We start from the raw sequence: 22,017 nt of genomic DNA, 5'->3' as shown, positions 1-22,017 counted from the left end.
GGGTGCGACACTCAGACACCACTCGTACCGTGGGTCACACCCGATCTGCCAAAAGAGATCATCTGAGTCATCGGGCGCCCGGACCGCCGGCGGTGGGAGACTTGCTCCATGCCCCTTACCGAACCGACCGACGACCGCCTCCCCGAACCGGGGGAGCCGGCCGTGCCGGCCGTCGACGGGGATGGTGGCGGGGGCGAGAACCTGGATCTCGAACCGGAGCCCGTACTGCCCGAGCCGGTCCGGCAGCGGATCGTGGCGCTGAGCGCCGTGGCCCTGCCCGGCCTGCCCACCGAGGAACTGCCGGTACCGCTGCGCAGGGTGGCGAAGTTCGCACCCAACCGGCGGGCCCGGCTCGGCGCACCGATGATCGCCGCCCAGCTCGCCAACGACCCGCTGTTCCGGCAACGGATCACCAAGCGGGTGCTGGCCGACGCCGGTGACCTGGGCGCGGCCGTGATCGCCGGAACCGCACCGGCCGCAGCCGACCCGGTCGAGGTCGCCGCGCTCGCGTACCTGGTCCGCCCGCGCGGCTGGCGCGACCTGGTCGAGACCGCCGGAGTCGCGGTCCGCGCCGAGGCGGACAGCGCGCTCGTCGCCGAACTGGTCCGGGAAGCCGAGCAGCGGGCCAGCCGCGCCGAACACGACCGCGCCGTCGCCCGGGTCGAGGCGGACAAGCTCCGCGACGAGGTGGCCCGGGTACGCGAGGAGCTCGGCCAGCTACGCGAGGAAGCCCGGGTGCTGGCCCGGTCACTGCGCGAGACGCAGGCCCGTGAGCGCAAAGCCACCGAGATGCTCGCCACCGAAAAGGGCCGCGCCGCGCGGCTCAACGCCGACCACGACGCCGAGCTGCGCCGGATCCGGGCCCGGCTCGCCGAGGCCGAAGCGGTCGCCGGTGCCACCCGGCAGACCGCCAAGGAGGCCCGCTCGGTCGACGACGCCCGGCTCTGGCTGTTGCTGGAGACGATCGGTCAGGCTGCCGTCGGGCTGCGCCGGGAACTGGCGCTCGACCCGGCCGAACGGATGCCCGCCGACTACGTGGCGGACGCCTTCGCCGAGCGCCCGGCGGCGGCAACCTCCGCCCGCGCGCTGGACACCGACGACCCGGCCCGGCTCGACGAACTGCTCGCCATGCCCCGGGTACACCTCGTCGCGGACGGCTACAACGTGACCAAGCGGGGCTTCGGCGAGATGTCGCTGGAGCAGCAGCGCAAGCGGCTGATCACCGGCCTCGGCGGGCTGGCCGCGCAGACCGGTGCCGAGGTCACCGTCGTCTTCGACGGCGCCGAACGGATGCACGGGCTGCCACCCGCGCCGCGCGGCGTTCGGGTCCTCTTCTCCCGTAAGGGAGAGACGGCCGACGAGCTGATCCGCCGACTGGTCCGGGCCGAACCGGTCGGCCGGCCGGTGGTCGTGGTCTCCTCCGACCGCGAGGTCGCCGACGGCGTACGCCGCCACGGCGCCTACCCCCTCGGCGCCGACTCCCTCCTACGTCGCCTCTCCCGCTCCTAACCGGGATTAGGAAGGGCCCCTTGTTATCGCTTTTGGTCGAACAAGGGCCCCTTCTTAACGCGCTCGGCTGATTTGTCATACCCCTCACTTAGCGTCGATGTAACTGAGGGTGGCTGGAGCGCGACACGGCTCCGGTCGTACCGCCGAGGAGGAGCGATGCTCATCGACTGCGACAGTTGCACCGTCCGGGGTCCTGCCTGTGACGGGTGCCTGGTCAGTGCCCTGATCGACCGGCCGGAGGTCGAGGCGGGGCTGACCGCGGACGAGCACCGGGCGATAGAGGTGTTCAGCCGTGCCGGTTTCGAGGTGTCGGTGCTGTCGTCCGGTCCGGCCGCCGCGCCGCTGCCGTTGGCCCGACCCCGCCGCACCCGGCGCCCCCGGGTCGCCTGACCGCCTCCGGCGTGACCGGGTGGCCTGACCGCCTCCGGCGTGACCGGTTCCGGGGCGAGTGACCGGGCTGTTGCGGTGCGACCGCTGAGCCGTCCAGGTCCCGGTGCGCGAGCGGACGCTTAGGATGGGCCGGCGCACACGGGCAACGGGAGGAGCGACACGGATGACGCCTCGAGGGTGGGCGGTCGTGACGCTCGTCGGGCTGGTGGTCCTGCTGATCGCCAGCGTTGCCCTGCTGGTGCCCTGGAGTCGCCCGCCCGCGCCCCGGGCCGACCAGTTGGACGCGCTACGCGAGCTGGCGCCGACCGAAGTGGCCCGCAGCCGCGCCTTCCACGCCGCGTTGCGCCCCGGCTCGTACGGCGCGCTCGCCATCGGTCTGCTGGCCGCGCTGCTGCTCGGCCTGACGCCGCTCGGCAGCCGCTTGATCGGCCTGGTCAGCCGCCCCTTCGGGGACCACTGGATCGCCCAGGCGGTGCTCGGCGGGCTGGCTGTGGTGCTGGTCGCCGACCTGGTCACGCTTCCCTTCACGGCCTGGCGGCACGCCGTCGTCGACCGCTACGGCCTCTCCACCCAGAGCTGGGGCGGCTGGACCGTCGACCTGCTCAAGTCGTACGCGGTGAGCGCCGTGATCGGCGCCGTCGCACTGCTCGGTTTCTACACCGTGACCCGGTTCGCCCCGCGCTGGTGGTGGGCGTTCGGCGCCGCCGGTGCCGCCGTACTCGTGGTGCTCCTGTCGTTCGTCCTGCCGGTGCTCGTCGAGCCGGTCTTCAACCGGTTCACTCCGATGGAGCCGGGGCCGCTGCGTACGGAGCTGACGGCGTTGGCCGACCGGGACCGGGTGCCGGTACGGGACGTGCTCGTCGCCGACGCCTCCCGCCGCACCCGGGCGGTCAACGCGTACGTCTCCGGGTTCGGCCCGACCCGGCGCATCGTCGTCTACGACACGCTGCTGCGCGAGGCGTCCCCGGCCGAGGTCACCAGCGTCGTGGCACACGAACTGGGGCACGCCAAGGACCGTGACGTGCTCGCCGGGACCCTCACCGGCGCGCTCGGCGCGGCCGCGGCGGTGACCGTGCTCTACCTGCTCGGTTCGTGGGGCGGGCTGCTGCGGGCGGCCGGGGTGGAGTCGATCGGGCAGCCCCGCGCCTTCGCGCTGGTGTTCGCCGTCGTCGCGGTGGCCGGCCTGGTCAGCACCCCCGCCCAGGCGCTCCTCTCCCGACGGGTGGAGGCGCGGGCCGACGCGCACGCGCTCGCCCTGACCGGGGACCCGACGAACTTCGAGGCGATGCAGCGCCGGCTCGCCACGGTGAACCTCGCCGATCCCGACCCGCCCCGCTGGGAGTACCTCTACTCCGCCTCGCACCCGTCCACGGTGGAGCGGATGGCCGCGGCGCGTGCGTACGGCCGGGGGGAGGGGCGGTGAGCCGCGCCCTGGTGATCACGAACGACTTCCCGCCCCGGGCCGGTGGCATCCAGTCGTTCGTGCACAACCTGGCCGTACGGCAGCCGGCCGGTTCGATCGTGGTCTACGCCTCGACCTCGCCCGGGGCGGAGAAGTTCGACGCCGAGCAGCCGTTCGAGGTGGTCCGCGAACCGACCGGCATGCTGCTGCCCACTCCCGCGATCGCCCGCCGGGCGGCCCACCTGGTCCGCGAGTACGGCTGCGACACGCTCTGGTTCGGGGCCGCCGCCCCGCTCGGCCTGCTCGCCGCCGGCCTGCGGCGTCGCGCCGGCATCGGTCGGTCGGTCGCCCTCACCCACGGGCACGAGATCGGCTGGGCGGCACTGCCCGGCGCCCGTACCCTGCTCCGGCGGATCGGCCGGGGGCAGGACGTGACGACGTACCTCGGCGAGTACACCCGGGTCCGGCTCGACCGGGTGCTGGGTGACCTCACCGAGCTGCGCCGGCTGGCGCCCGGGGTGGACGTCGACCTGCACCACCCGGGTGTCGACGGTTCCGGGGTGCGGGCCCGCTACGGCCTCACCGACCGCCCGGTGGTCGTCTGTGTCTCCCGCCTGGTGCCGCGTAAGGGACAGGACACGTTGATCCGGGCGTGGCCGTTGATCCAGCGTCGGGTGCCGGACGCGGCACTGCTCGTCGTCGGCAGCGGACCGTACCGCCGCACGCTGGAGAAGCTGGTACGCGAGCACGACCTGACCCGGGATGTGCTGTTCAGCGGGGGCTTGGAATGGTCGGAGGTCCCGGCGCATTTCGCGGCGGGGGACGTGTTCGCGATGCCCTGTAGGACCCGTAATGCCGGCTTGGACGTGGAGGGTCTGGGCATGGTCTATCTCGAAGCCTCCGCCACCGGCCTGCCTGTTGTCGTGGGAGATTCCGGTGGCGCACCGGATGCGGTACGCGACGGCGAGACGGGTTACCTGGTCGACGGCGAGGACCTTCGTCAGGTCGCCGACCGGATTGCCGCCCTGCTCGAAGATCCGGAACACGCACGGCGCCTGGGTGGTGCCGGGCGGGCGTGGGTGGAACGGGAGTGGCGTTGGGAAATTCAGGCCGATCGGATGCGGAAGTTGCTTAGTCCGGCGGACAGCTAAGGGCGCGTGCCGGTCGAGTGGTTAGCTCAACCGACCGGGTTGAGGATCGGCAGGATCGGCGTGGGTTTATGTCTCAAATGTTAGATTGGTCGCCAGCAGAATGCTGCTCGTCGTTGCCGTGAACATCACCTATCCTGTACGGGCTGATCACTCGACTGGGGAGTTTGATGGTCTGGACGGGCATGGAACGGGCGGCCATCTCTGCTCTGGAGACCGAAGGGTTCACGCCGGTACAGGCGAGGATTCTCACGGCCATGGTCATGCACCGGTACGCCCGAGAGCGGCGAAAGCTGGTAGATGTGCTGTCCGGCCACATCGGGCTGGAAAGTACGGCGTCGGTGAATGTTGCCATCGACGACCTGTTGGCGCGCCAGCTGCTGACGCTCACCCCCTATGTCGGTAACGTCCTCATCACCACCTCGACCGACTACGTCGGGCAGCTCAAGGCCCTGAATCTCCTCGCCTCCGCGACCGCGCTCGAGTCGCTCGGGCGAATGCCCGTCCTCCGGTTCGAATCACTCGGTCATATGACGGACCGAAACGTCCTCGATACCTTTCATGACGCCGTGTGCAGTGCACATCGGATCATTCGTATTACTTTCTTCGAGTCGCTTGCCGGTATCGAAGGGCTACAGGACCTTCGCGACCGGTCGTCGGCCGGGGTGGAAATTCGGGTGCTGCTCGGTTCGCCGAAGGTGATGAAAGAACTGCGTGGCGCCTCGCATGAACAACGTGCCCGACGGGCGATCGAATCATGGAAGACCGCCACGAGCGACTGGCCGAACACCGAGGTTCGGATAGCCGTAACGGCGCAGGACATCGAGTGCGGCAGTTCGGTGTCGATCGATGGTCGAATTCTTCGTCTGGACGTACACGAACCGCTGGCCGAACGATCGCTGATGGGCGAGATGCTCATGGTCAACGAGCGCGGGGGCAACCTGATCCGGCTCTTCGACGCGAACTTCGACGCGGCCTGGGACCGGGCGACTCCCACCCGCCGAACCCTCCTGGTACGCCGAGCGGTGGTCGCCTGGAGATGGACGGCAACGGCCATGGCCACTGTCACGGCGGCGGCACTCCTCGCGCCGTCCGCCTGGCGTGAACTGCTCACCGGCGTTGCCGCGACATCCCTGCTGGCCGCGGCCGACGAGAATCGCGCGCGATTCAGGCTGTTGTGGAGGAGGTTGAAGGGTGAGCCATGACGAACCGGCCATCGGAGCCTGCTGGGCATGTGGCCCTCATGCCGCGGACACGTCCGGGTGCCGTGGCTCGTTGGCGCGGGCAGGGGTCATCCGCGTCAACTGGGACTGTTGGGATCTCTGCAATCTCGACTGCCCCTTCTGCTTCCGGAGCAGGGCCGGAGCGTTGGGCACCTCGGACGCCGTGCGCTTACTCGACTGCCTGTCGTACGCGGGTATCAGGCACATGACCTTCACCGGGGGCGACCCGAGTCTGAGATCCGACCTGGGACAGTTGGTCCAGCACGCGCAACGGCTCGGCATGGCGGTCGAGGTCCTGACGAACGCGCAGCACCAACCGCCCACCGTACGGGACGCACTGCTGCTCGCGGACCTTGTCGGCCTGTCGATCGACGGGGCCAGCCCCGACACCCATGACGGGTTCCGGCAGCGCCGGGGCAACTTCGGTCGGGTGTTCAAGCTGATGGATTTCCTGGACTCGGCCGGACAGCCGTACGTCGTACGTACGGTCGTCTCACGCGCCAACGGCGCGGAAGCGGTGGCGTTGGCCCCCCTGCTCGCCACCCGCACCGCTCTTGTGCGGTGGAGTTTGCAGCAGTTCAGCGCCATCGAGGCCGGTTTCGACAACCGTGACCAGTACGAGTTGTCCACGGTCGACTTCTTCCGGATTTGTGCGGAGGTCCGGGCCGAGCTCGGCCCGCTCGACACGAAGCTGTCAGTCTTGACGGACCGCGGCAAGGTGGGTCTGTATCTGCTCGTCGACCCGCAGGGGCGGGCGCTTTCCCGGCTGGAGGATCCGCCGGACGGACGGCTGCCGACGGTTGGTGATTTCCTCTCCGATCACCTGGTTGATGTTTCGTCTCGGATTCTGTTCGACGCGCCTCGTCATGCCGCTCGCTACGAGGGCTGGATGGACCTCCATGGCACGGATAATAATTAGCGGTCTCACCGCCGCCGGCAAGACGACACATACCGCCCTGCTCGCCGACGAGCTTCGATATGACCGTCTGCACATAACCGATCTCCTGCTTCAGGAGCTGGACGGTGGGCAGGGTTCGTCGGTCGGGGTGTGGTTCCACCGTATGGCGGAGATTGAGTCCCTGCGCGACGGGGGAGACGCGGATGACCGGGTCGACAACATACTTCGGGAGTCGATGTTGCGACACGACGACCTGGTCGTCGACGCGTGGGCGCTGCCCTGGTACAGCTCAGGTGAGGCCATCAGGATCTGGATAGGGTCGGACCGGTTGTCGCGCGCATGGAAATGTGCGGTGTCCAGTCCGGCGGAGAGGTCGATGAGTCAGGTCGAGTGTGTACGCCTCATCGACGAGAAGGACGACCTCTCCCGTCGCCGATTTCTCGGCCGTTACGGGTTCGACCTCTACTCGGACCGGTCCCCGTTCGACTTCGTCCTCGACAACTCGCATCTGATAGCCGAGCCGAGTCGTTCCAGCGCCGACCTCGGAATAAGCCGGTTCCACAAAGTGGTCGTCGCGTGCGCGCAGGCCGCCATGTCCGGTTGTTTTGATCCACTTCAGAAGATCTTGGATGATCCGGATCCTGCGTTAGGTGCCTGCCTTGTCGGTCTGGGTGCCACCTATGCTGATCTGTGGGCAGGCGATTTGACAAGCGCTTCCCGGTGTATAGTGCCTTCCCGCCACCTCTAGTTTCCGTGCGGCCGTCGTTCCCGCGCCGTGTCCATGGTCGCTGGTAATTCTGGTCGAGGCGTCGTCTTCCGGGCGCGTTGAATGAGATCGTCTGATCAACGAACATCATAATCGTCCGCCGTGAGTTATGAGGTCGAGTGTGGGTGGGATTGAGATCATCGTTTCGGCTCTCATCCGGAATCCGGACGGTGCCATCCTGCTGATCCGCCAACCCAAGTGGGGCGACGTATGGACACTGCCCGGCGGGCATCTCCGCTTGGGGGAGAGCCTGCCGGTTGGTGCCCAGCGTGAGGGTGAAGAGGAGACGGGACTCGCCCTGAAGTACGAGGGTCTGGTCGACTGGGGTGAGTTGATCGACAGTGAGAACCTCGCGCACCCTGTCCACTTTGTCTACTTCGACTATTCCTTCACCACGGATTCATCCCAACTGCGTCTCGATGCGACCGAGATCGCCGAGGCCCTGTGGGTACGTCCGGCCGAGGTGCTCGACTATGACCTGTCACCCGGCTATCGAAAGACCCTGGAGCGTTACCTCTCCGGCACCGGGTCGAAGAGCGGGGCGGGTCTACTGACCCCCGATCGGTGCCGGTCAGACGAGAACGCCGAGTCTCGGCGGTAGCGGGTCCCGTCTCAGCACCCGCTGCCGCGGCCCAGCCGGTCGTGGATCCGGCCGGCCGGTTCGGGGCGGCCGAAGTGCCAGCCCTGCGCGGCGTCGCAACCCAGCGCCCGTAACCGCTCGGCCTGCCCGGCGGTCTCCACCCCCTCGGCGGTGACGGTCAGGTTGAGGGCGTGCGCCAGGGAGACCAGGGTGGCCAGGATCCGTTCGTCGGTGTGGCTCGCCGGGTCGTTCCCGGCGGCCTGCAACCCGGCCACGAAAGAGCCGGCAACCTTCAACTCGCAGACCGGCAACGAACGCAGGTAGGCGAGGTTGGAGTAGCCGGTGCCGAAGTCGTCGATGGCGATCCGTACCCCGAGTTCGGCGAGGGCACGCAGCGCCTGCACCGGTTCGCCGGTGGTGGTCATCAGGGCGCTCTCGGTGATCTCCAGCTGCAACCGGTGCGGCGGCAGGCCCGTCTCGTCGAGCAGTGCCCGGATCTCGTCCGCGAGCCCGGCCCCGTGTACCTGCCGGACCGCCAGGTTGACGCTGACGAAGGGCGCGTTCGGGCTCAGGGTCAGCCAGCGGCGGGCCTCGCGGCACGCCTCGTTGAGCACCCAGTCACCGAGGCGGACGATCAGGCCGGTCTCCTCGGCCAGCCCGATGAAGCTGTCCGGGCGGAGTACGCCCAGCTCCGGGTGGCGCCAGCGGACCAGCGCCTCCACGCCCAGGACACCGCCGCAGGTCAACGAGACCAACGGCTGGTAGTCCAGATAGAACTCACCCCGGTCCAACGCCCCCGGCATGGCGGCGGACAGGGCGTGCCGGGTCAGTTCGAGCTCGTTGCGTTCGGCGTCGAAGAGGGCCCAGCGTCCCCGGCCGGAGGTCTTCGCCCAGTGCAGGGTGACGTCGGCGGCCCGCATCATGTCGTCCGGGCTGGTCTCGGCGACCGGTCGTTCGACCACACCGACGCTCGCCGACACGGTCAACTCGTGCCCGTCGACGATCGACGGCTCGCTGATCGCGGCCAGCGCCGCGTCGGCCACCTTGATCGCGTCATCGGTGCAGCTGGTCTCCTCGATCAGGATCACGAACTCGTCGCCGCCGAGCCGGGCGACGAGGTGTTCGCCCACCTCGCGGCGCAACCGGGTCGCGACCGACACCAGCAGTTGGTCGCCGACCGGATGCCCGAGGGTGTCGTTGACCACCTTGAACCGGTCGAGGTCGATGAAGCAGAGACCGATCCGTCTCTCGTCACCACCGGGCCGGCGTACGGCGGCGCCGAGTCGTTCGGTGAACAGGGCGCGGTTGGGCAGGCCGGTCAGCGGGTCGTGGGTGGCCTGGTGCCGGAACCGGGCCTCGCTCTCGCGTAGCGCCCGCTCCGCCTGCTCACGGGCGACCATGCCGGCGCGCCGGATGGACTCCTGCTCGTCGAGGGTACGGTCGTGCATCGCCCGGCTGTAGCCGGTGGCGACGGTGGCGAGCAGCCGCGCCATCCGGTCCTGGGCGTCGTCCTGACCGAGACCCAGATCGCGCAGCAGGCGCAGTTGGATGACCTCGATCGTGCGCCCCAGGCCCTCGGCCGACGCGACGTGCGCGGCGACCAGCGCGGCACCGACCCGGTGGCCGGTACGCAGATCGAACGGCTCCGACTGGAGTGCGTCCGCGAGTTCGGCGGTGAGCTGTTGCAGGAGTTCTTCGAGCTGGGTCTGGGTCATCGGCAGGTAACTGGTGCCGGTGACCGCCTTTGCCCAGGCGCGGGCGAAGGCGGCCAGGCCGGGCTGGGCGGCGGTCAGCACGGCCCGGCCGGCGTACTCGTCACCCACCATGTCGTCCCACGCCGCCCATGAAGACCGCCCGCTCGGCGTCGTCGAGACTGTCGAACGAGTCGGGGCGCCACTGCGGCACCCAGACCACGCCGGGGTCGACCAGGTCGAACCCGTCGAAGAGCCGGGTGAGTTCGTGGCGGCTGCGGACCGTGAGCGGGTTGTCCGTGCGTTGGTAGACCCGTTCCGCTTCCTCGCGTTCGTCGTCCGTGCGGCCGTCGTCGCTGGCCTGGGAGAGCACCAGGTGACTGCCGGGGGCGAGGCTGCGCCGGATGGTCGCCAGGATCCCGGACGGATCGTCGGCGTCGGGGATGAAGTGCAGCACCGCGACCACCATGACGGCCACCGGCTCGTCGAAGTTCAGCAGCTTGCGTACGTCGGGATGGGCGAGGATCTCAGCCGGCTGACGGAGGTCGCCCCAGAGCGCCGTCGCCTGCTCGTTGCCGCTGAGGATCTCCCGGCTGTGTGCCACCGCGACCGGGTCGACGTCGACGTAGACCACCCGGGTGTCGGGTGCCGCTCGCTGGGCGATCTCGTGCACGTTGCCCACGGTCGGGATGCCCGATCCGATGTCGAGGAACTGCCGGATGCCGGCGTCGATCAGGTAGTGCACCGCCCGGCGGAGGAAGGCCCGGTTGGCCTGGGCCATCAGCGGCGCCTCCGGGACGGAGGCGATCATCGCCTGGGCAGCCCGCCGGTCTGCCGCGAAGTTGTGCGATCCGCCCAGGTAATAGTCGTACATCCGGGCCACGCTGGGTCGTTCGATGTCGATGCTCTGCGGTGCCCAGTCCGGCCTTTGCATGCCTACCTGCCCCTATGCTGAGAACGCACGAAATACTGCCCCGCGGGTCTTCCCCGGTTATTCTGCCCGTCGCTTGCCCGGCTATCCAGACCGTGCTGGATCATCGTCCGGACCAATGCCGGCGGAGATCGTCGACGGCGGAGGCCATCGACGGTGGGAACATCGACAGCGGAGACGATCGACGGCAGACACCATCGCACGGTGTCGGATCCGACATGGACACGGGGTCGGCCCGGCCACCGGGGCGGGGCGGGAGTGGGACGTTGGCCACCCGGGACGGGACGCCGTGGCCATCGGCGACGAGCCGTGGCAGTGTGGGGACCGTGCAGGACTCCGCGTTGACCGGACCGCTGGTGGTCGTGACCGTACTGGTCGCCGCCACCGCTTTCGGGCTGTGGCGGCGTCGCCGGGACGGCCGGCTGCGCCCGGTGCTCGCCCGATCCGGGCCGGCCGCCCACCAGGGTTCCGGGCCCGGCGCGACCCACCCCGTCGAGACCACCGACCCGGGCCGGGCCGCCGGGGCGCGGGCGTCGGACCGACAACCGGACCCGATTGGTACGCCGGACGAGCGGGTCGACCCCGGCCTGCTCACCGGGCTCGGGGTGCGGCTCGGTACGCCGGTCACCCTGGTCCAGTTCTCTTCGGCGTTCTGTCAGCCCTGCCGGGCCACCCGCCGGGTGCTGGGTGAGGTCGCGGGCCTGCTCGACGGCGTGGAGCATGTCGAGGTCGACGCGGAGAGTCAGCTCGCCGCGGTCCGGGCGCTCAACATCTGGCGTACGCCGACCACACTGGTTGTCGACGCCGAGGGCCGGATCGTGCAGCGGGCCGCCGGGGTGCCGGCGAAGGCGCAGGTCATCGCCGCGCTGGCCCCGTTGCTCACCGGCACCGACCGATGAGCACCCCGGTCCGGGAGTGCCGCCCGGTGACGGCCCGCCTCTTCACCCGGCGCCGGATCGTCGACCACGGTCGCCTCTGCACCAGCCTCTGTCGCTGCCCGGACCCCGCTCGTCCCGGCTCACCGGCGGCCGTGTGCGCCGCCCCTTCCGACAGAGGTTGACGATGTTGCTCGATCCCCGAGGGCCCCGGTTCGCCGCCGCCGTCACCACCGTGGTCCTGATCGTCGTACTGTTCACCGGCTCCGGCTGGCTCGCGTTGGCCCAGGCGGTGGTCTTCGGCATCACCGCCGTGTCCCCGCGCCGTGGCCCGTACGGGCTGCTCTTCCGGGCCGTCGTCGCCGGTCGGCTGCGGCCGCCGACGGAGCTGGAACCGGTCGCGCCGGTGCGGTTCGCCCAGCTCGTCGGGCTGGTCTTCACCCTGGTCGCGGCGGCCGGATACCTCTCCGGGGGCAGCGGTGTGGGTCTGGTGGCGACCGCATTGGCGCTGGCTGCCGCGTTTCTCAACGCGGCGTTCGGGCTCTGCCTCGGCTGCGAGGCGTACCTGGCGTTCCGTCGGTTCGGCGGGCGGGTGATCCCGGCCCGGGTGCCGGTCGACGGCTCCTGACCCGGACCGTTCCCGCCGGTCCGGTCCAGTCGTGAGCCGTGCTCGCGTGCTGGTCCGGACCGGACGGGATCAGAACTTGGGCGCGTCCGGGGCCTCGAGCAGACCGAGTCGCAGCGCGGTCATCAGTGCCTGCGCCCGGTTGGCCGCGCCGAGCTTCTCGTAGAGCTTGGAGATGTGCGTCTTGGCCGTCGACTCGCTGACGAAGAGCTGCTTCGCGATGCCGGCCACGCTCATGCCGTCGGCGAGCAGCCGCAGCACCTGGCCCTCGCGGGGGGAGAGCTGCGGGCCGGAGGGGGCCAGCCGGCGCTTCATCGCCTCGGCCAGGTCGGCGGCGGTGAACGCGCTCGGCGACGAGGCGGCGTGCCGGGCGGCGGCGACGACCTCGTCGGCGGGGGCGGTCTTCGGTACGAAGGCGCTCGCGCCCGCCTCCAGCGCGCCGAAGAGCTGGTCGTCACCGGCGTACATGGTGAGGACGACGATGCCCATCGTGGCGCTCGACTTGCGCAGGGCGCGGGTGGCCTCCAGGCCGCTACCGTCGGGGAGGCGAAGGTCCATGATCACGACGTCGGGCTGCAGGGCACCCGCCTGGCGGACCCCCTCAGCCGCCGTCGCGGCCTCGCCGACGACCTCGAACTGCCGGTCCCGCTCGAACGCGTGGCGCAGGCCCTTGCGGATCAGGTCGTGATCGTCGACAAGGAGGACCTTGGTACGGCCGGCGGGTGTGGGGCTCGTGGTCATGCTCGGGTTACTCCCCTTCTGATGCGGTGACGCTATCGCGCACGTTATCGCGTCGGGGGGTGGTTCCGACCACCACCGCCACCGTCGTGCCACTGGGATGTCGCGGACGGATCTCCAGTCGGCCCCGGATACGTTCCGCTCTCTCCGCCATGATCGCAAGACCATACCGCCCATCGGGGCGCTGGTCAGCGATGCCCTGACCATCATCCGACACTTCAATTTGTGCGAACGGGGGGTCCACGGCGCAGGTTACCCACAAATTGGACGCCCCGGCGTGCTTACGCGCATTGGTGATTGCCTCTTGGGCGATACGTAACAACTCGGCCTCGGTCGCGGCCGGAAGTCGGGCGGTCGACTCGTCGAGGGACAAATGCACCCGGAGTCCACCGGAGGCGCCCACGGTCCGGGCGTACTCGGCCATCGCGGCGGCCAGTCCGCCGTGCCGGTCGACCTCGCTGCGGAGCTCGAACAGGCTCAGCCGCAGTTCGGTGATCACCCGGGTGACCTCGCCGCGGAGCGTACGGAGTTCGCCGGCGGTCTCGGTGGCGTCCTCGGGCAGAGTCGCCATCGCGTTGTCGATGCCGTAGCCGACCATCACGAGTTCCTGGGCCACCCCGTCGTGGATCTCCCGGGCCAGCCGCTGGCGTTCCTCGTTGGTGGCGAGCGAGCGCACCTCGTCGAAGAGGAGCGCGGCCTCCAGCCGGAGCGCGGCCGGTCGGGTCAGCGCGGTCACCCGGGCCACCACGGGCGCCGGGTACGCGTTGGCCGCGTCCGCCTCCAGGGTGACCAGGCCGACCGTACGCACCCCCGCGACCAGCGGCACCACCAGCGCGGAGACGTCGCCGCCGGAGTGTGAACGGGCCTGGGAGCGCGGGGCGGTCTGGGGTTGCTGGCTGGCCCAGGCGTCGGCGATGGCCGAGTCGGCGTCGAGGGTGGTCTCCCAGTCGACCCGGTCCACACCCACCTGGGCGAGCACCACCAGACGACCGCCGCCGCTGACCGAGAGGACCGCGGCCCGGTCGGCGCGGACCAGCACCCGCAACTCCTCCAACAGGTGTTCGGAGATGCTCCCCGGATCCAGGGTCGCCCCGGGGAGCTGGCGCGCCACGCTCCGGAGCTGGGTGAGCAGCCGGGTCGCCTCGGCGTACGGCTGCGGTCGGCTCTCCCCCCGGGCCTGCCAGATTCGTTGCAGGGTGCCGGCCGCGTACAGGCCGAGCGCGGCGAGCACCAGCCACTGGACGGAGACCGCCAGGTAGCCGAGCTGGCCGAGGTGTCCGAACGGCTCGTCAGCGCTGTTGCCGCTGAGGAAGCCGCCGACGGCCAGGCTCGCGGTGGTGACCGCGAGCAGCGCGACACCCTCCCGTGAGCGGCGCTGCAACGCGGCGACGGTCAGCGGCACCGAGAGGTACGGCAGGATCGCCGCCGCGCCCATCCCGCCGAGCGACGCCTCGTCCGCCACCTGGCTGGCCGCGAAACCGACGATCACCACCTCGGCGAACCGGCCGAGCGGGGCGAGGACCCGGTGATGTGGGGCGAGGACCGCCGGGATGCCGGCGACCGCGAGCAGGGCGATCCAGATCAGTTGGTCGAGGTCACCGGTGGTGATCAGGGTGAGGATCGCGACCAGCGCGAGCATGACGACGCGTGCCGCCGCCGCGAGGGGATGCGGGCGGGGGAGGGCGGATGTCGAGGCGGGCACCTGACGGATCGTAGTCAGTCTCCGTAGATAGCGGCGATTTCTGCGCCGTATGTCTGGTGTACGACGGCTCGCTTGACCTTCAGTGACGGGGTCAGTTCACCGGCCGACTCGCTGAGGTCGCGGGGCAGGATCCGGAACTTCTTGATCTCCTCGGCCGACGAGACCGCCTTGTTCGCCTCGTCGACCGCCGACTGTACGTCCGCCCGCAGTGCCGGGTCCTCGCGCAGGTCGGCGACCGGCGTGTCGGTCGGGTGCCCGTGTGCGCTGAGCCACTTCGGCCAGAAGTCCTCGTCGATGCTGACCAGGGCGCCGATGAACGGGCGGCGGTCGCCGACCACCACGCACTGGCTGATCAGCGGGTGTGCGCGGACCCGGTCCTCGAGCACGGCCGGGGCGACGTTCTTGCCGCCGGCGGTCACGATGATCTCCTTCTTCCGGCCGGTGATGCTGAGGAAGCCGTCGCCGTCCAGCGTGCCCAGGTCCCCGCTGTGGAACCAGTCGTCGTCGTCCAGCGCCTCCGCGGTCGCCTCCTGGTTCTGCCAGTAGCCCTGGAAGACCAGGTCACCCTTGATCAGGATCTCGCCGTCGTCGGCGATCCGGACCGAGACGCCGGGCAGCGGCCGGCCGACCGTGCCGATCCGCATCGCGTTGATCGTGTTGACCGCCACCGTCGGCGAGGTCTCGGTCAGCCCGTACCCCTCCAGGATGGTGACCCCGACGCCCCGGAAGAAGTGGCCGAGCCGGCTGCCGAGGGGGGCGCCGCCGGAGATCGCGTCGCGGCACCGGCCGCCGAGGGCGGCCCGGAGCTTGCGGTAGACCAGCCGGTCGAAGAGGCGGTGCTGCATCCGCAGGGCCAGTCCCGGCCCGTCGCGGGAGTCCAGCGCCTCGCTGTACGCGATCGCCACCCGCTCGGCCCGCGCGAAGATCGCCCCCTTGCCCTCGGCGGCGGCCTTCTGCGCAGCCCCGTTGTAAACCTTCTCGAAGACCCGGGGAACGGAGAGCACGAAGGTCGGGCGGAATGCCTGTAGCTCGTTGACCAGGTTCTTCGGATCGGAGCTGTGGGCCAGGGTGGCCCGCGCGTAGATCATCCCGATCTGGATCGTCCGGGCGAAGGAGTGCGCCAGCGGCAGGAAGAGCAGGGTGGAGGCGCCCTCGTTGAACAGGTGCGGCAGGACCGGCACCGCGTTGGCGATGTCGGCGTACAGGTTGCGGTGGGTCAGCAGGCAGCCCTTCGGCCGCCCGGTGGTGCCACTGGTGTAGATGATCGTGGCCAGGTCGTCGGCCTTCGTGGCGCGCCGCCGGGCCTCCACCTCGTCCGGGTTGATCCGGGCCCCGTCGGCGACCAGTCCGTCCAGGTCGCCGGTCTCGATCTGCCAGACCTGCCCGAGGGCGGGCAACTGGTCCCGTACCCCGCTCAGCAGCAACGCGTGCGCGGTGGTCTCCACCACGCAGGCCACCGCGCCCGAGTCGGCCATGATCCAGGCCACCTGGTCCGCGCTGGAGGTCTCGTAGATCGGTACGGTCACCGCGCCGGCCGCCCAGATGGCGTAGTCGAGCAGGGTCCACTCGTACCGGGTCTTGCTCATCAGAGCCACCCGGTCGCCGGCCCCGACACCGGCCGCGACCAGGCCACGGGCGAGCGCCACCACCTCGTCGCGGAACTGGAGGCAGGTCACGTCCGTCCAGCCGTCCCGGTCGCCCGCCGCCGGGGTGTCGCCGGTGCCCCGGGTACGCCGGGCGAACTGCGCCGCGTCCGGGGCCACCTCGGCGTTGTCCCAGACCGGGTCGGTCAGGTTGGCCGTGTCGCCGATGCTGACGACGGGTGGCACGGAGAACTCTCGCACCTGCACTCCTTCGTGCTCGTACCCACGATCGGGTTGTGCTCGGCCCCGAGGGGTGGGCGCGGGGCGGGACCGGATACCGGAAACCTACCCGCCCGTCCGGGTCGGGAACCGGGGCAGGCCGGTTCGACAGGTACGTGCCGGGGTTGAGGCGGACGGCCGGCTCGGCTGGTGAACCGGGTAGCCTGCCCCACATGGCGGACTCCTCCATCCAGTCGATCGTGATCTCCGCACCCGTGGACCGGGTGGCCGGGGTGATCTGCGACTTCGCGCGCTACCCCGAGTGGACCGACGCGGTGCGCGGGGTGGAGGTGCTGGAGGAGTACGAGGACGGTTACGCCAGCCAGGTCCGGTTCGTGATCGACGCCGGGGTGCTGGCGGACGAGTACACCCTGGTTTACGAGTACGCCGAGGACATCTCACGGATCGAGTGGCACCTGGCCGCCCCGTCGCGGATGCAGCAGGCGCAGAACGGGTCGTACGACATCGGCGACAACGGTGACGGTACGTCCACGGTCACGTACACCCTTGAGGTGGAATTGAAGGTCGGCATGCTGGGGATGTTCCGGCGCAAGGCCGAGAAAATGATCATGGACACGGCGTTGAAGCAGCTGAAGCAGCGGGTTGAGTCCCTCGGGGCAACGGACTGAGCCACCCGCGACAAGCGGCGTCAGGGCGAAAGGAGGCGGGCATGACGGCGACCGATCCGGGGTCCGCGCGTACAGAGGCCGAACGTCTGGTCGCCACCGCGCTGGCCGCGGCCCGACTGGGCGCGTCCGGCCGGCCCGGTGGGTTCGGCCCGCTGGGTGACCTGGTCACCGGTGTGCTTGGTCACGCCGGCGACGGCACCAACGGCAGCGGATTCGCCACCGGCTCGGCCGAATGCCGCGCCTGCCCGATCTGCCGGACGATCGCCGCGCTGCGCGACCCGAGCCCCGAGTTCGCCGAGCGGCTCGCCACCGGTGCCGGCGACTTCGCGGCCGGCCTGGCCAGCCTGCTGCGGGCCCTCTCCACCGCCACCGACACCAGCACGCCGGAACCGGAGACCGCGCCCGCCGGCCCCGACCCGTACGGCGCGCCTGCCGGCCCCGACCCGTACGGCGCGCCCACCGGCCCCGACACGTTCGGCGCCACCCCCGACACGTTCGGCACCCCGGCCGACCTGGCTGACGACGCGGTGTGGCGCGAGGCCACCCGTACCAGGCATGATTCGTGGCCGGCCCCGGAGCAGGACGTCTGGGCGGCCGCGACCCGCGCGGCCCCCGACCCCCGTTCCGACCAGGCCGACCCGCCCGCCGACCCGGCCGAGCACACCGGCGCCGCCAGCCGGCCGGCGCCGACCGGCTCCACCGGAGCGGTTCAGGCCGCCGGGTCCGGTGGTACACCCCCGGTGGTGCCCGCTGCCCGGATTCCGGGCGAGCCGGTGCCGGCCGAGGGCGACGGGGTCTGACCGCGCGTCGGACCCACCGGCGGGAACGGAACATGATCGGCCGGTGTGGTACCGGCGGAGCAGAGCACAGAGGGGAGCGGCGGCGGTGACGCTGACCATCGGAGTCGACGTCGGTGGTACCAAGGTGGCCGCGGGCGTGGTTGACGCCGACGGCGAGGTACTGGCCCGGACCCGGCGGGACACCCCGGCCGACGACGTGGCCAAGACCCGCGACGTCATCGTCGAGGTCGTCTCGGAACTCGCCGCCGGTCGTGAGATCGAGGCGGTGGGCATCGGCGCCGCCGGCTGGATCAACGCCGACCGTTCGGTCGTGCTCTTCGCACCGAACATCGCCTGGCGCGACGAACCCATCCGCGACTACGTCAGTTCCGCGGTCAACCTGCCGGTGATCGTGGAGAACGACGGCAACGTCGCGGCCTGGGCCGAGTTCCGGCACGGCGCCGGCCGGCACGCGGACGAGTCCATGGTCATGCTCACCATCGGCACCGGTGTCGGCGGCGGCATCATCCTCGGCGGCGAACTGCTCCGGGGCGCGCACGGCATCGCCGCCGAACTGGGCCACTTCCTCTCCGTACCGGAGGGTCACCTCTGCGGCTGCGGCCGACTCGGCTGCATCGAGCAGTACGCCAGCGGCAACGCCCTGGTCCGGTTCGCCCGCGCGGGCGCCCGCCAAGCCCCGGTCCGCGCCGCCCGGTTGCTCGAACTGGCCGGCGGCGAGGTCGAGGCGATCACCGGACCGATGGTGACCAGCGCGGCCCGGGACGGCGACCCGATCTCCGGTGAGGCGTTCGCCCAGATCGGCCACTGGCTCGGCCTCGGACTGGCCGACCTGGTGCAGATCCTCGACCCGCAGGTGCTGGTCGTCGGCGGCGGCGTCGTCGAGGCCGGTGACCTGCTGATGGGACCCACCCGGCGGACCTTCACCGAAGCGCTGGCACAGCGCGGCCGGCTCCCGGTCGCCGAGATCCGGTCGGCCGAGATGGGTAACACCGCGGGCATGATCGGCGCCGCCGACCTGGCCCGACGCCGCTGACGCGGGTCCCGGACCGGGACCGTGGACCAGCCCGGCCGACCCTGACAAAGGAGAGGTGTCCGCCGTGACGCAGGCAGGACTTCCGGGGACCGGTGGCGCTGGCGTACGACTGCGGGTGCTGTCGTACAACGTGCACGGCCAGCGCGACGACGTCGCCGCGCTGGCCTCGGCCGTACGGGCGGCCGAACCGGACGTGGTGATCGTGCAGGAGGGACCGCGTCGGTTCCGCTGGCGCCACAAGTGCGGGGCGCTGGCCGACTCGTTGGGGCTGGTGCTCGGCGGCGGTGGCCTGCCGTCCTTGGGCAACCTGGTCCTGACCAGCCTGCGGGTACGGGTGCACCGGACCTGGCACCGTCAGTTCCCGCTCACCCCGGGGCGGCACATGCGCGGCGTGATCTTCGCCGAGTGCGCCGTCGGCTCCGACACCACCGCCCCGTTCGTGGTCGTCGGCACCCACCTCGGCACCGACCCGACCGAACGCCCCGGCCAGGCGGCCCTGCTCAAACGTGACCTCACCGAACTACGCCTGCCGGTGGTGCTCGGTGCCGACCTCAACGAGAACTCCGGCGGGGCGGCCTGGCGCACCATCGCCGACGGGCTCACCGACGCGGCGGTCGCCGCCGACCGGGCCGACCGGGGCACGTACCCCTGTGCCGAACCCCGGGACCGGATCGACGCGCTCTTTGTCGACCCGAGGATCGAGGTCACCGGGTACGACGTGCTGGACACGCCACAGACGCGTCGCGCCAGCGACCATTTCCCGATCCTCGTCGACCTGCTGCTGCCGGCCCACGTCCCCGCCCCGAACCGCCAAACGTTGGGCGGTGGGCTGGACAAAGGGTGACGGAAGTCGAGAGGATTCGGCAGCACTCGGCATTCGTGCCGGACAAAAGGAGATTCCCCGGTGTCCACCTCCATCGGCCTTGACAGCTCCGAAACCAGCGCCACCCTGCGTTCGGACGGGCGCCCGGTCTACGACCGGGGCGGCACCGTCTGCGTCATCGGCGCCGGGGCCAGCGGCCTGGCCGCCATCAAGAACCTCCGGGAGCACGGTTTCGGCGTCGACTGCTACGAACGCGAGACCAGCGTCGGCGGCGCCTGGAACTGGCGACACGACCGCAGCCCGGTCTACGCCAGCACCCACCTGATCTCGTCCAAGCCGTCCACCGAGTTCCCCGACTTCCCGATGCCGGACTCCTGGCCGGACTACCCGCACCACAGCCAGCTCCTGGGCTACCTGGAGCGGTACGCCGCCCACTTCGACCTGCTGCAGTACGTCTGGTTCGGCACCGAGGTGATCCGGGTCGAACCGGCCGACGGCAACCGTTGGGACGTGACCACCCGCAGCACCGGTGGCTACGGCGCCGAGCGGATCCAGCGGTACGCCGCGGTGGTGATCGCCAACGGGCACAACTGGTCGCCGAAGATCCCCGCGTACGAGGGCCTGGACGAGTTCCGGGGGCAGGTCATGCACGCCTCCGCGTACAAGGACACCACCCAGTTGCGGGGCAAGCGGGTGCTGGTGATCGGAGCGGGCAACACCGGTTGCGACATCGCGGTCGAGGCCGCCCAGCAGGCGAGCAAGGCGTGGCACTCCACCCGGCGCGGTTACTGGTACGTCCCCAAGTACGTGCTCGGTCGCCCGACCGACCAGGTCAACGCCGGCCTGACCCGGCTACCGCTGGGCCTGCGCCAGTGGTTCGCGGCCCGGACGTTGCGGCTGACCGTCGGCGACCTGACCCGTTTCGGCCTCCCCGCACCCGACCACAAGATCTACGAGACGCACCCGATCGCGAACAGCCAACTTGTCTACTACGTCGGTCACGGCGGGATCAGCCCGGTGCCGGACGTGGCCCGCTTCCGGGGCAACACCGTGGAACTCACCGACGGCCGGACGATCGACCCCGAACTGGTCGTGCTCGCCACCGGCTACCTGCCGAAGTTCGAGTTCCTCGACCCTTCGTTGCTCGGCGGCGACCCGGCCGGCCGCCCCTCGCTCTACCTCAACGCCTTCCCCCGCCGTCATCCCACGCTCGCCGTCGCCGGACTGCTCCAGGCCGACTCCGGGATCTTCCCCCTGGTGCACTGGCAGACGGTGGCGATCGCCCGGCGCCTGCGGCTCCAGGAGGCCGCACCGGACCGGGCCGCCGCGTTCTCCGCGCGGGTCGACGCCGGGGCGGGCGGCCGGTGGAGTTCGGCGAAGGTGAAGGAGAGCACCCGGCACTGGTTCGAGATCAGCCACAGCGACTACCTGCGTGAACTGCAAACCGTCCTCGACGACCTGGAGACCGCCAAATGAGCCGGACCCGGATCATCCGGACCCGGGACTGGGCGAGCCCCGTCCCACCGGTGCACCGGGAGGTGCGCAGCGCCACCCCCGAGACGGACGAGGGGAAGCCGCCGGTCCTCTTCGTACCCGGCTACGGGCACGGTGCCTGGACGTTCGCCGAGCACTGGTTGGAGCACAGCGCGTCGCGCGGGTTCGCGGCACACGCGGTGAGTCTGCGCGGGCACGGCGGCAGCGGCGCGGCGCCGAAGGCGACGCTGCGGGCGTACGTCCATGATGTGGTCCAGGTGGCGGCGAGCCTGCCGCGGCAGGCGGTGCTGGTGGGGCACGGCGCCGGCGCTCTCGTGGTGACGCACGCGCTCGCCCGTTACCCGGCCCGCGCCGGTGTCCTGGTCGCGCCGGTCCTCGGCGGCTGGGGCACCCTGGGCGGTGCGCTGCGCCGCAACCTGGCCGGCACCCTGCCCGCGGTTTTCGGCGGGCGGTTGAGGCTGAACCGGCGCCAACTGTTCAGCCGGGAGCTTCCCGTCGCCACCGCCGCCGACTACACCGCCCGACTGGGCCGGGCCACCGCCCGCGCGCAGTGGCAGCTACTCGCGCACCGGGACCCGGAGCCGCCGGTCGGCAACCCGCCGCTGCTGGTCCTCGGCAGCCCGGACGACCGGATCGTCTCCGCGAGCGCGCTCACCCGGGCCGCCGCCCGGTACGCGGCCGCCCCGCTGCTCTTTCCCGGCATGGGGCACGACCTGATGCTCGACGCCCGTTGGCGCGAACCGATCGACGCGATCCTCGACTGGCTGGACAAGGACGCCCCCACCCCCTGACCCCCCACCAGCGGCGGCAACCCACCCGTCCCACCCCAAGAGCCACTGTGGCCACGACGTCCCTCGCTGGCTGACCGCCCAAGCCCGACCAGGTCAGGGATTCGGGG

21 protein-coding genes are annotated in these 22,017 nt (G+C 70.8%); 16 read left to right on the top strand and 5 right to left on the bottom strand.

Annotated elements, in window-relative coordinates:
• Window positions 1–108: 108 nt before the first annotated feature.
• The 8 genes from BDK92_RS07695 to BDK92_RS07660 all read left to right on the top strand — a co-directional run bounded on the left by BDK92_RS07695 (window position 109) and on the right by BDK92_RS07660 (window position 7,937).
• The gene (locus tag BDK92_RS07695; RefSeq protein ID WP_121155923.1) at window positions 109–1,509 is read left to right on the top strand and encodes an NYN domain-containing protein; all 1,401 of its coding nucleotides are present in this window, start codon (window positions 109–111) and stop codon (window positions 1,507–1,509) included.
• A gap of 156 nt (window positions 1,510–1,665) precedes the next feature.
• Window positions 1,666–1,899 (top strand): hypothetical protein, encoded by a 234-nt coding sequence (locus BDK92_RS07690; protein ID WP_121155921.1) that lies wholly within the window; start codon window positions 1,666–1,668, stop codon window positions 1,897–1,899.
• 163 nt (window positions 1,900–2,062) lie between these two features.
• Window positions 2,063–3,322 carry a M48 family metalloprotease gene (locus BDK92_RS07685; RefSeq protein WP_121155919.1) on the top strand — a complete coding sequence of 420 codons (1,260 nt, stop codon included), beginning with the start codon at window positions 2,063–2,065 and terminating at the stop codon, window positions 3,320–3,322.
• Window positions 3,319–4,452 (top strand): glycosyltransferase family 4 protein, encoded by a 1,134-nt coding sequence (locus BDK92_RS07680; RefSeq protein ID WP_121155917.1) that lies wholly within the window; start codon window positions 3,319–3,321, stop codon window positions 4,450–4,452. The genes BDK92_RS07685 and BDK92_RS07680 overlap by 4 nt, the downstream gene beginning before the upstream one ends.
• 167 nt (window positions 4,453–4,619) lie before the next feature.
• Complete coding sequence (locus BDK92_RS07675) at window positions 4,620–5,654, top strand: hypothetical protein (RefSeq protein ID WP_121155915.1); 1,035 nt, start codon at window positions 4,620–4,622, stop codon at window positions 5,652–5,654.
• Window positions 5,644–6,591 (top strand): radical SAM protein, encoded by a 948-nt coding sequence (locus BDK92_RS07670; RefSeq protein ID WP_121155913.1) that lies wholly within the window; start codon window positions 5,644–5,646, stop codon window positions 6,589–6,591. The genes BDK92_RS07675 and BDK92_RS07670 overlap by 11 nt, the downstream gene beginning before the upstream one ends.
• Window positions 6,572–7,318, top strand: a complete 747-nt coding sequence (locus BDK92_RS07665; protein ID WP_121155911.1) for a cytidylate kinase-like family protein — start codon at window positions 6,572–6,574, stop codon at window positions 7,316–7,318. Before BDK92_RS07670 ends, BDK92_RS07665 begins: the two co-directional genes overlap by 20 nt.
• A gap of 139 nt (window positions 7,319–7,457) precedes the next feature.
• On the top strand, window positions 7,458–7,937 hold the full coding sequence (locus BDK92_RS07660; RefSeq protein ID WP_170208521.1) for an NUDIX domain-containing protein: 480 nt from the start codon (window positions 7,458–7,460) through the stop codon (window positions 7,935–7,937).
• 11 nt (window positions 7,938–7,948) lie between these two features.
• Here BDK92_RS07660 and BDK92_RS07655 read toward each other — a convergent pair whose 3' ends face one another.
• Window positions 7,949–9,742 (bottom strand): putative bifunctional diguanylate cyclase/phosphodiesterase, encoded by a 1,794-nt coding sequence (locus BDK92_RS07655; RefSeq protein WP_121155907.1) that lies wholly within the window; start codon window positions 9,740–9,742, stop codon window positions 7,949–7,951.
• Window positions 9,732–10,541, bottom strand: coding sequence for an SAM-dependent methyltransferase (locus BDK92_RS07650; RefSeq protein WP_121155905.1), 810 nt, complete (start codon window positions 10,539–10,541; stop codon window positions 9,732–9,734). Before BDK92_RS07650 ends, BDK92_RS07655 begins: the two co-directional genes overlap by 11 nt.
• A gap of 323 nt (window positions 10,542–10,864) precedes the next feature.
• On the opposite strand from BDK92_RS07650, the gene BDK92_RS40175 reads away from it, so the two are divergent.
• Together BDK92_RS40175 and BDK92_RS07640 are read left to right on the top strand one after the other, a co-directional pair.
• Window positions 10,865–11,437 carry a TlpA family protein disulfide reductase gene (locus BDK92_RS40175; protein WP_246016880.1) on the top strand — a complete coding sequence of 191 codons (573 nt, stop codon included), beginning with the start codon at window positions 10,865–10,867 and terminating at the stop codon, window positions 11,435–11,437.
• A 163-nt stretch (window positions 11,438–11,600) separates the two neighbouring features.
• On the top strand, window positions 11,601–12,041 hold the full coding sequence (locus tag BDK92_RS07640; RefSeq protein WP_121155901.1) for a DUF4395 domain-containing protein: 441 nt from the start codon (window positions 11,601–11,603) through the stop codon (window positions 12,039–12,041).
• Window positions 12,042–12,110: 69 nt separating this feature from the next.
• Here BDK92_RS07640 and BDK92_RS07635 read toward each other — a convergent pair whose 3' ends face one another.
• Genes BDK92_RS07635 through BDK92_RS07625 form a run of 3 tightly spaced genes read right to left on the bottom strand, consistent with a single transcriptional unit; the run spans window position 12,111 to window position 16,322 of the window.
• Entirely contained in the window at window positions 12,111–12,779 is a 669-nt protein-coding gene (locus BDK92_RS07635) for a response regulator transcription factor (RefSeq protein WP_121155899.1), read from the bottom strand.
• A gap of 7 nt (window positions 12,780–12,786) precedes the next feature.
• Window positions 12,787–14,478, bottom strand: coding sequence for a sensor histidine kinase (locus BDK92_RS07630; RefSeq protein ID WP_121155897.1), 1,692 nt, complete (start codon window positions 14,476–14,478; stop codon window positions 12,787–12,789).
• A gap of 14 nt (window positions 14,479–14,492) precedes the next feature.
• Window positions 14,493–16,322, bottom strand: a complete 1,830-nt coding sequence (locus tag BDK92_RS07625; protein ID WP_121161787.1) for an AMP-dependent synthetase/ligase — start codon at window positions 16,320–16,322, stop codon at window positions 14,493–14,495.
• Between the two features lie 191 nt (window positions 16,323–16,513).
• Here BDK92_RS07625 and BDK92_RS07620 point away from each other — a divergent pair, with 191 nt between their 5' ends.
• From BDK92_RS07620 to BDK92_RS07595, 6 genes are all read left to right on the top strand, one after another.
• Window positions 16,514–16,969 (top strand): SRPBCC family protein, encoded by a 456-nt coding sequence (locus BDK92_RS07620; RefSeq protein ID WP_121155895.1) that lies wholly within the window; start codon window positions 16,514–16,516, stop codon window positions 16,967–16,969.
• A gap of 41 nt (window positions 16,970–17,010) precedes the next feature.
• Window positions 17,011–17,769 carry a hypothetical protein gene (locus BDK92_RS07615; RefSeq protein ID WP_246016879.1) on the top strand — a complete coding sequence of 253 codons (759 nt, stop codon included), beginning with the start codon at window positions 17,011–17,013 and terminating at the stop codon, window positions 17,767–17,769.
• An 85-nt stretch (window positions 17,770–17,854) separates the two neighbouring features.
• Complete coding sequence (locus BDK92_RS07610) at window positions 17,855–18,802, top strand: ROK family glucokinase (protein WP_121155893.1); 948 nt, start codon at window positions 17,855–17,857, stop codon at window positions 18,800–18,802.
• A gap of 64 nt (window positions 18,803–18,866) precedes the next feature.
• Window positions 18,867–19,646, top strand: coding sequence for an endonuclease/exonuclease/phosphatase family protein (locus tag BDK92_RS07605; protein WP_121161785.1), 780 nt, complete (start codon window positions 18,867–18,869; stop codon window positions 19,644–19,646).
• A 60-nt stretch (window positions 19,647–19,706) separates the two neighbouring features.
• On the top strand, window positions 19,707–21,101 hold the full coding sequence (locus tag BDK92_RS07600) for a flavin-containing monooxygenase (protein ID WP_121155891.1): 1,395 nt from the start codon (window positions 19,707–19,709) through the stop codon (window positions 21,099–21,101).
• Window positions 21,098–21,910 carry an alpha/beta hydrolase gene (locus BDK92_RS07595; RefSeq protein WP_121155889.1) on the top strand — a complete coding sequence of 271 codons (813 nt, stop codon included), beginning with the start codon at window positions 21,098–21,100 and terminating at the stop codon, window positions 21,908–21,910. Before BDK92_RS07600 ends, BDK92_RS07595 begins: the two co-directional genes overlap by 4 nt.
• The last annotated feature ends 107 nt before the right edge of the window (window positions 21,911–22,017 follow it).

It is taken from the genome of Micromonospora pisi, assembly GCF_003633685.1.
In the GTDB taxonomy this organism is placed as follows: Bacteria; Actinomycetota; Actinomycetes; order Mycobacteriales; family Micromonosporaceae; genus Micromonospora_G; species Micromonospora_G pisi.
The sequence above is the reverse complement of the archived record's forward strand: the minus strand, read 5'-3'. Positions and strand labels throughout refer to the sequence as shown.

What these genes read in the sequence shown, in the direction of transcription:
- BDK92_RS07695 (WP_121155923.1), top strand. Translation starts at nt 109, where the DNA reads ATGCCCCTTACCGAACCGACCGACGACCGCCTCCCCGAACCGGGGGAG.
- BDK92_RS07690 (WP_121155921.1), top strand. Translation starts at nt 1,666, where the DNA reads ATGCTCATCGACTGCGACAGTTGCACCGTCCGGGGTCCTGCCTGTGAC.
- BDK92_RS07685 (WP_121155919.1), top strand. Translation starts at nt 2,063, where the DNA reads ATGACGCCTCGAGGGTGGGCGGTCGTGACGCTCGTCGGGCTGGTGGTC.
- BDK92_RS07675 (WP_121155915.1), top strand. Translation starts at nt 4,620, where the DNA reads ATGGTCTGGACGGGCATGGAACGGGCGGCCATCTCTGCTCTGGAGACC.
- BDK92_RS07665 (WP_121155911.1), top strand. Translation starts at nt 6,572, where the DNA reads ATGGCACGGATAATAATTAGCGGTCTCACCGCCGCCGGCAAGACGACA.
- BDK92_RS07655 (WP_121155907.1), bottom strand. Translation starts at nt 9,742, where the DNA reads ATGGTGGGTGACGAGTACGCCGGCCGGGCCGTGCTGACCGCCGCCCAG.
- BDK92_RS07650 (WP_121155905.1), bottom strand. Translation starts at nt 10,541, where the DNA reads ATGCAAAGGCCGGACTGGGCACCGCAGAGCATCGACATCGAACGACCC.
- BDK92_RS07640 (WP_121155901.1), top strand. Translation starts at nt 11,601, where the DNA reads ATGTTGCTCGATCCCCGAGGGCCCCGGTTCGCCGCCGCCGTCACCACC.
- BDK92_RS07635 (WP_121155899.1), bottom strand. Translation starts at nt 12,779, where the DNA reads ATGACCACGAGCCCCACACCCGCCGGCCGTACCAAGGTCCTCCTTGTC.
- BDK92_RS07620 (WP_121155895.1), top strand. Translation starts at nt 16,514, where the DNA reads ATGGCGGACTCCTCCATCCAGTCGATCGTGATCTCCGCACCCGTGGAC.
- BDK92_RS07615 (WP_246016879.1), top strand. Translation starts at nt 17,011, where the DNA reads ATGACGGCGACCGATCCGGGGTCCGCGCGTACAGAGGCCGAACGTCTG.
- BDK92_RS07595 (WP_121155889.1), top strand. Translation starts at nt 21,098, where the DNA reads ATGAGCCGGACCCGGATCATCCGGACCCGGGACTGGGCGAGCCCCGTC.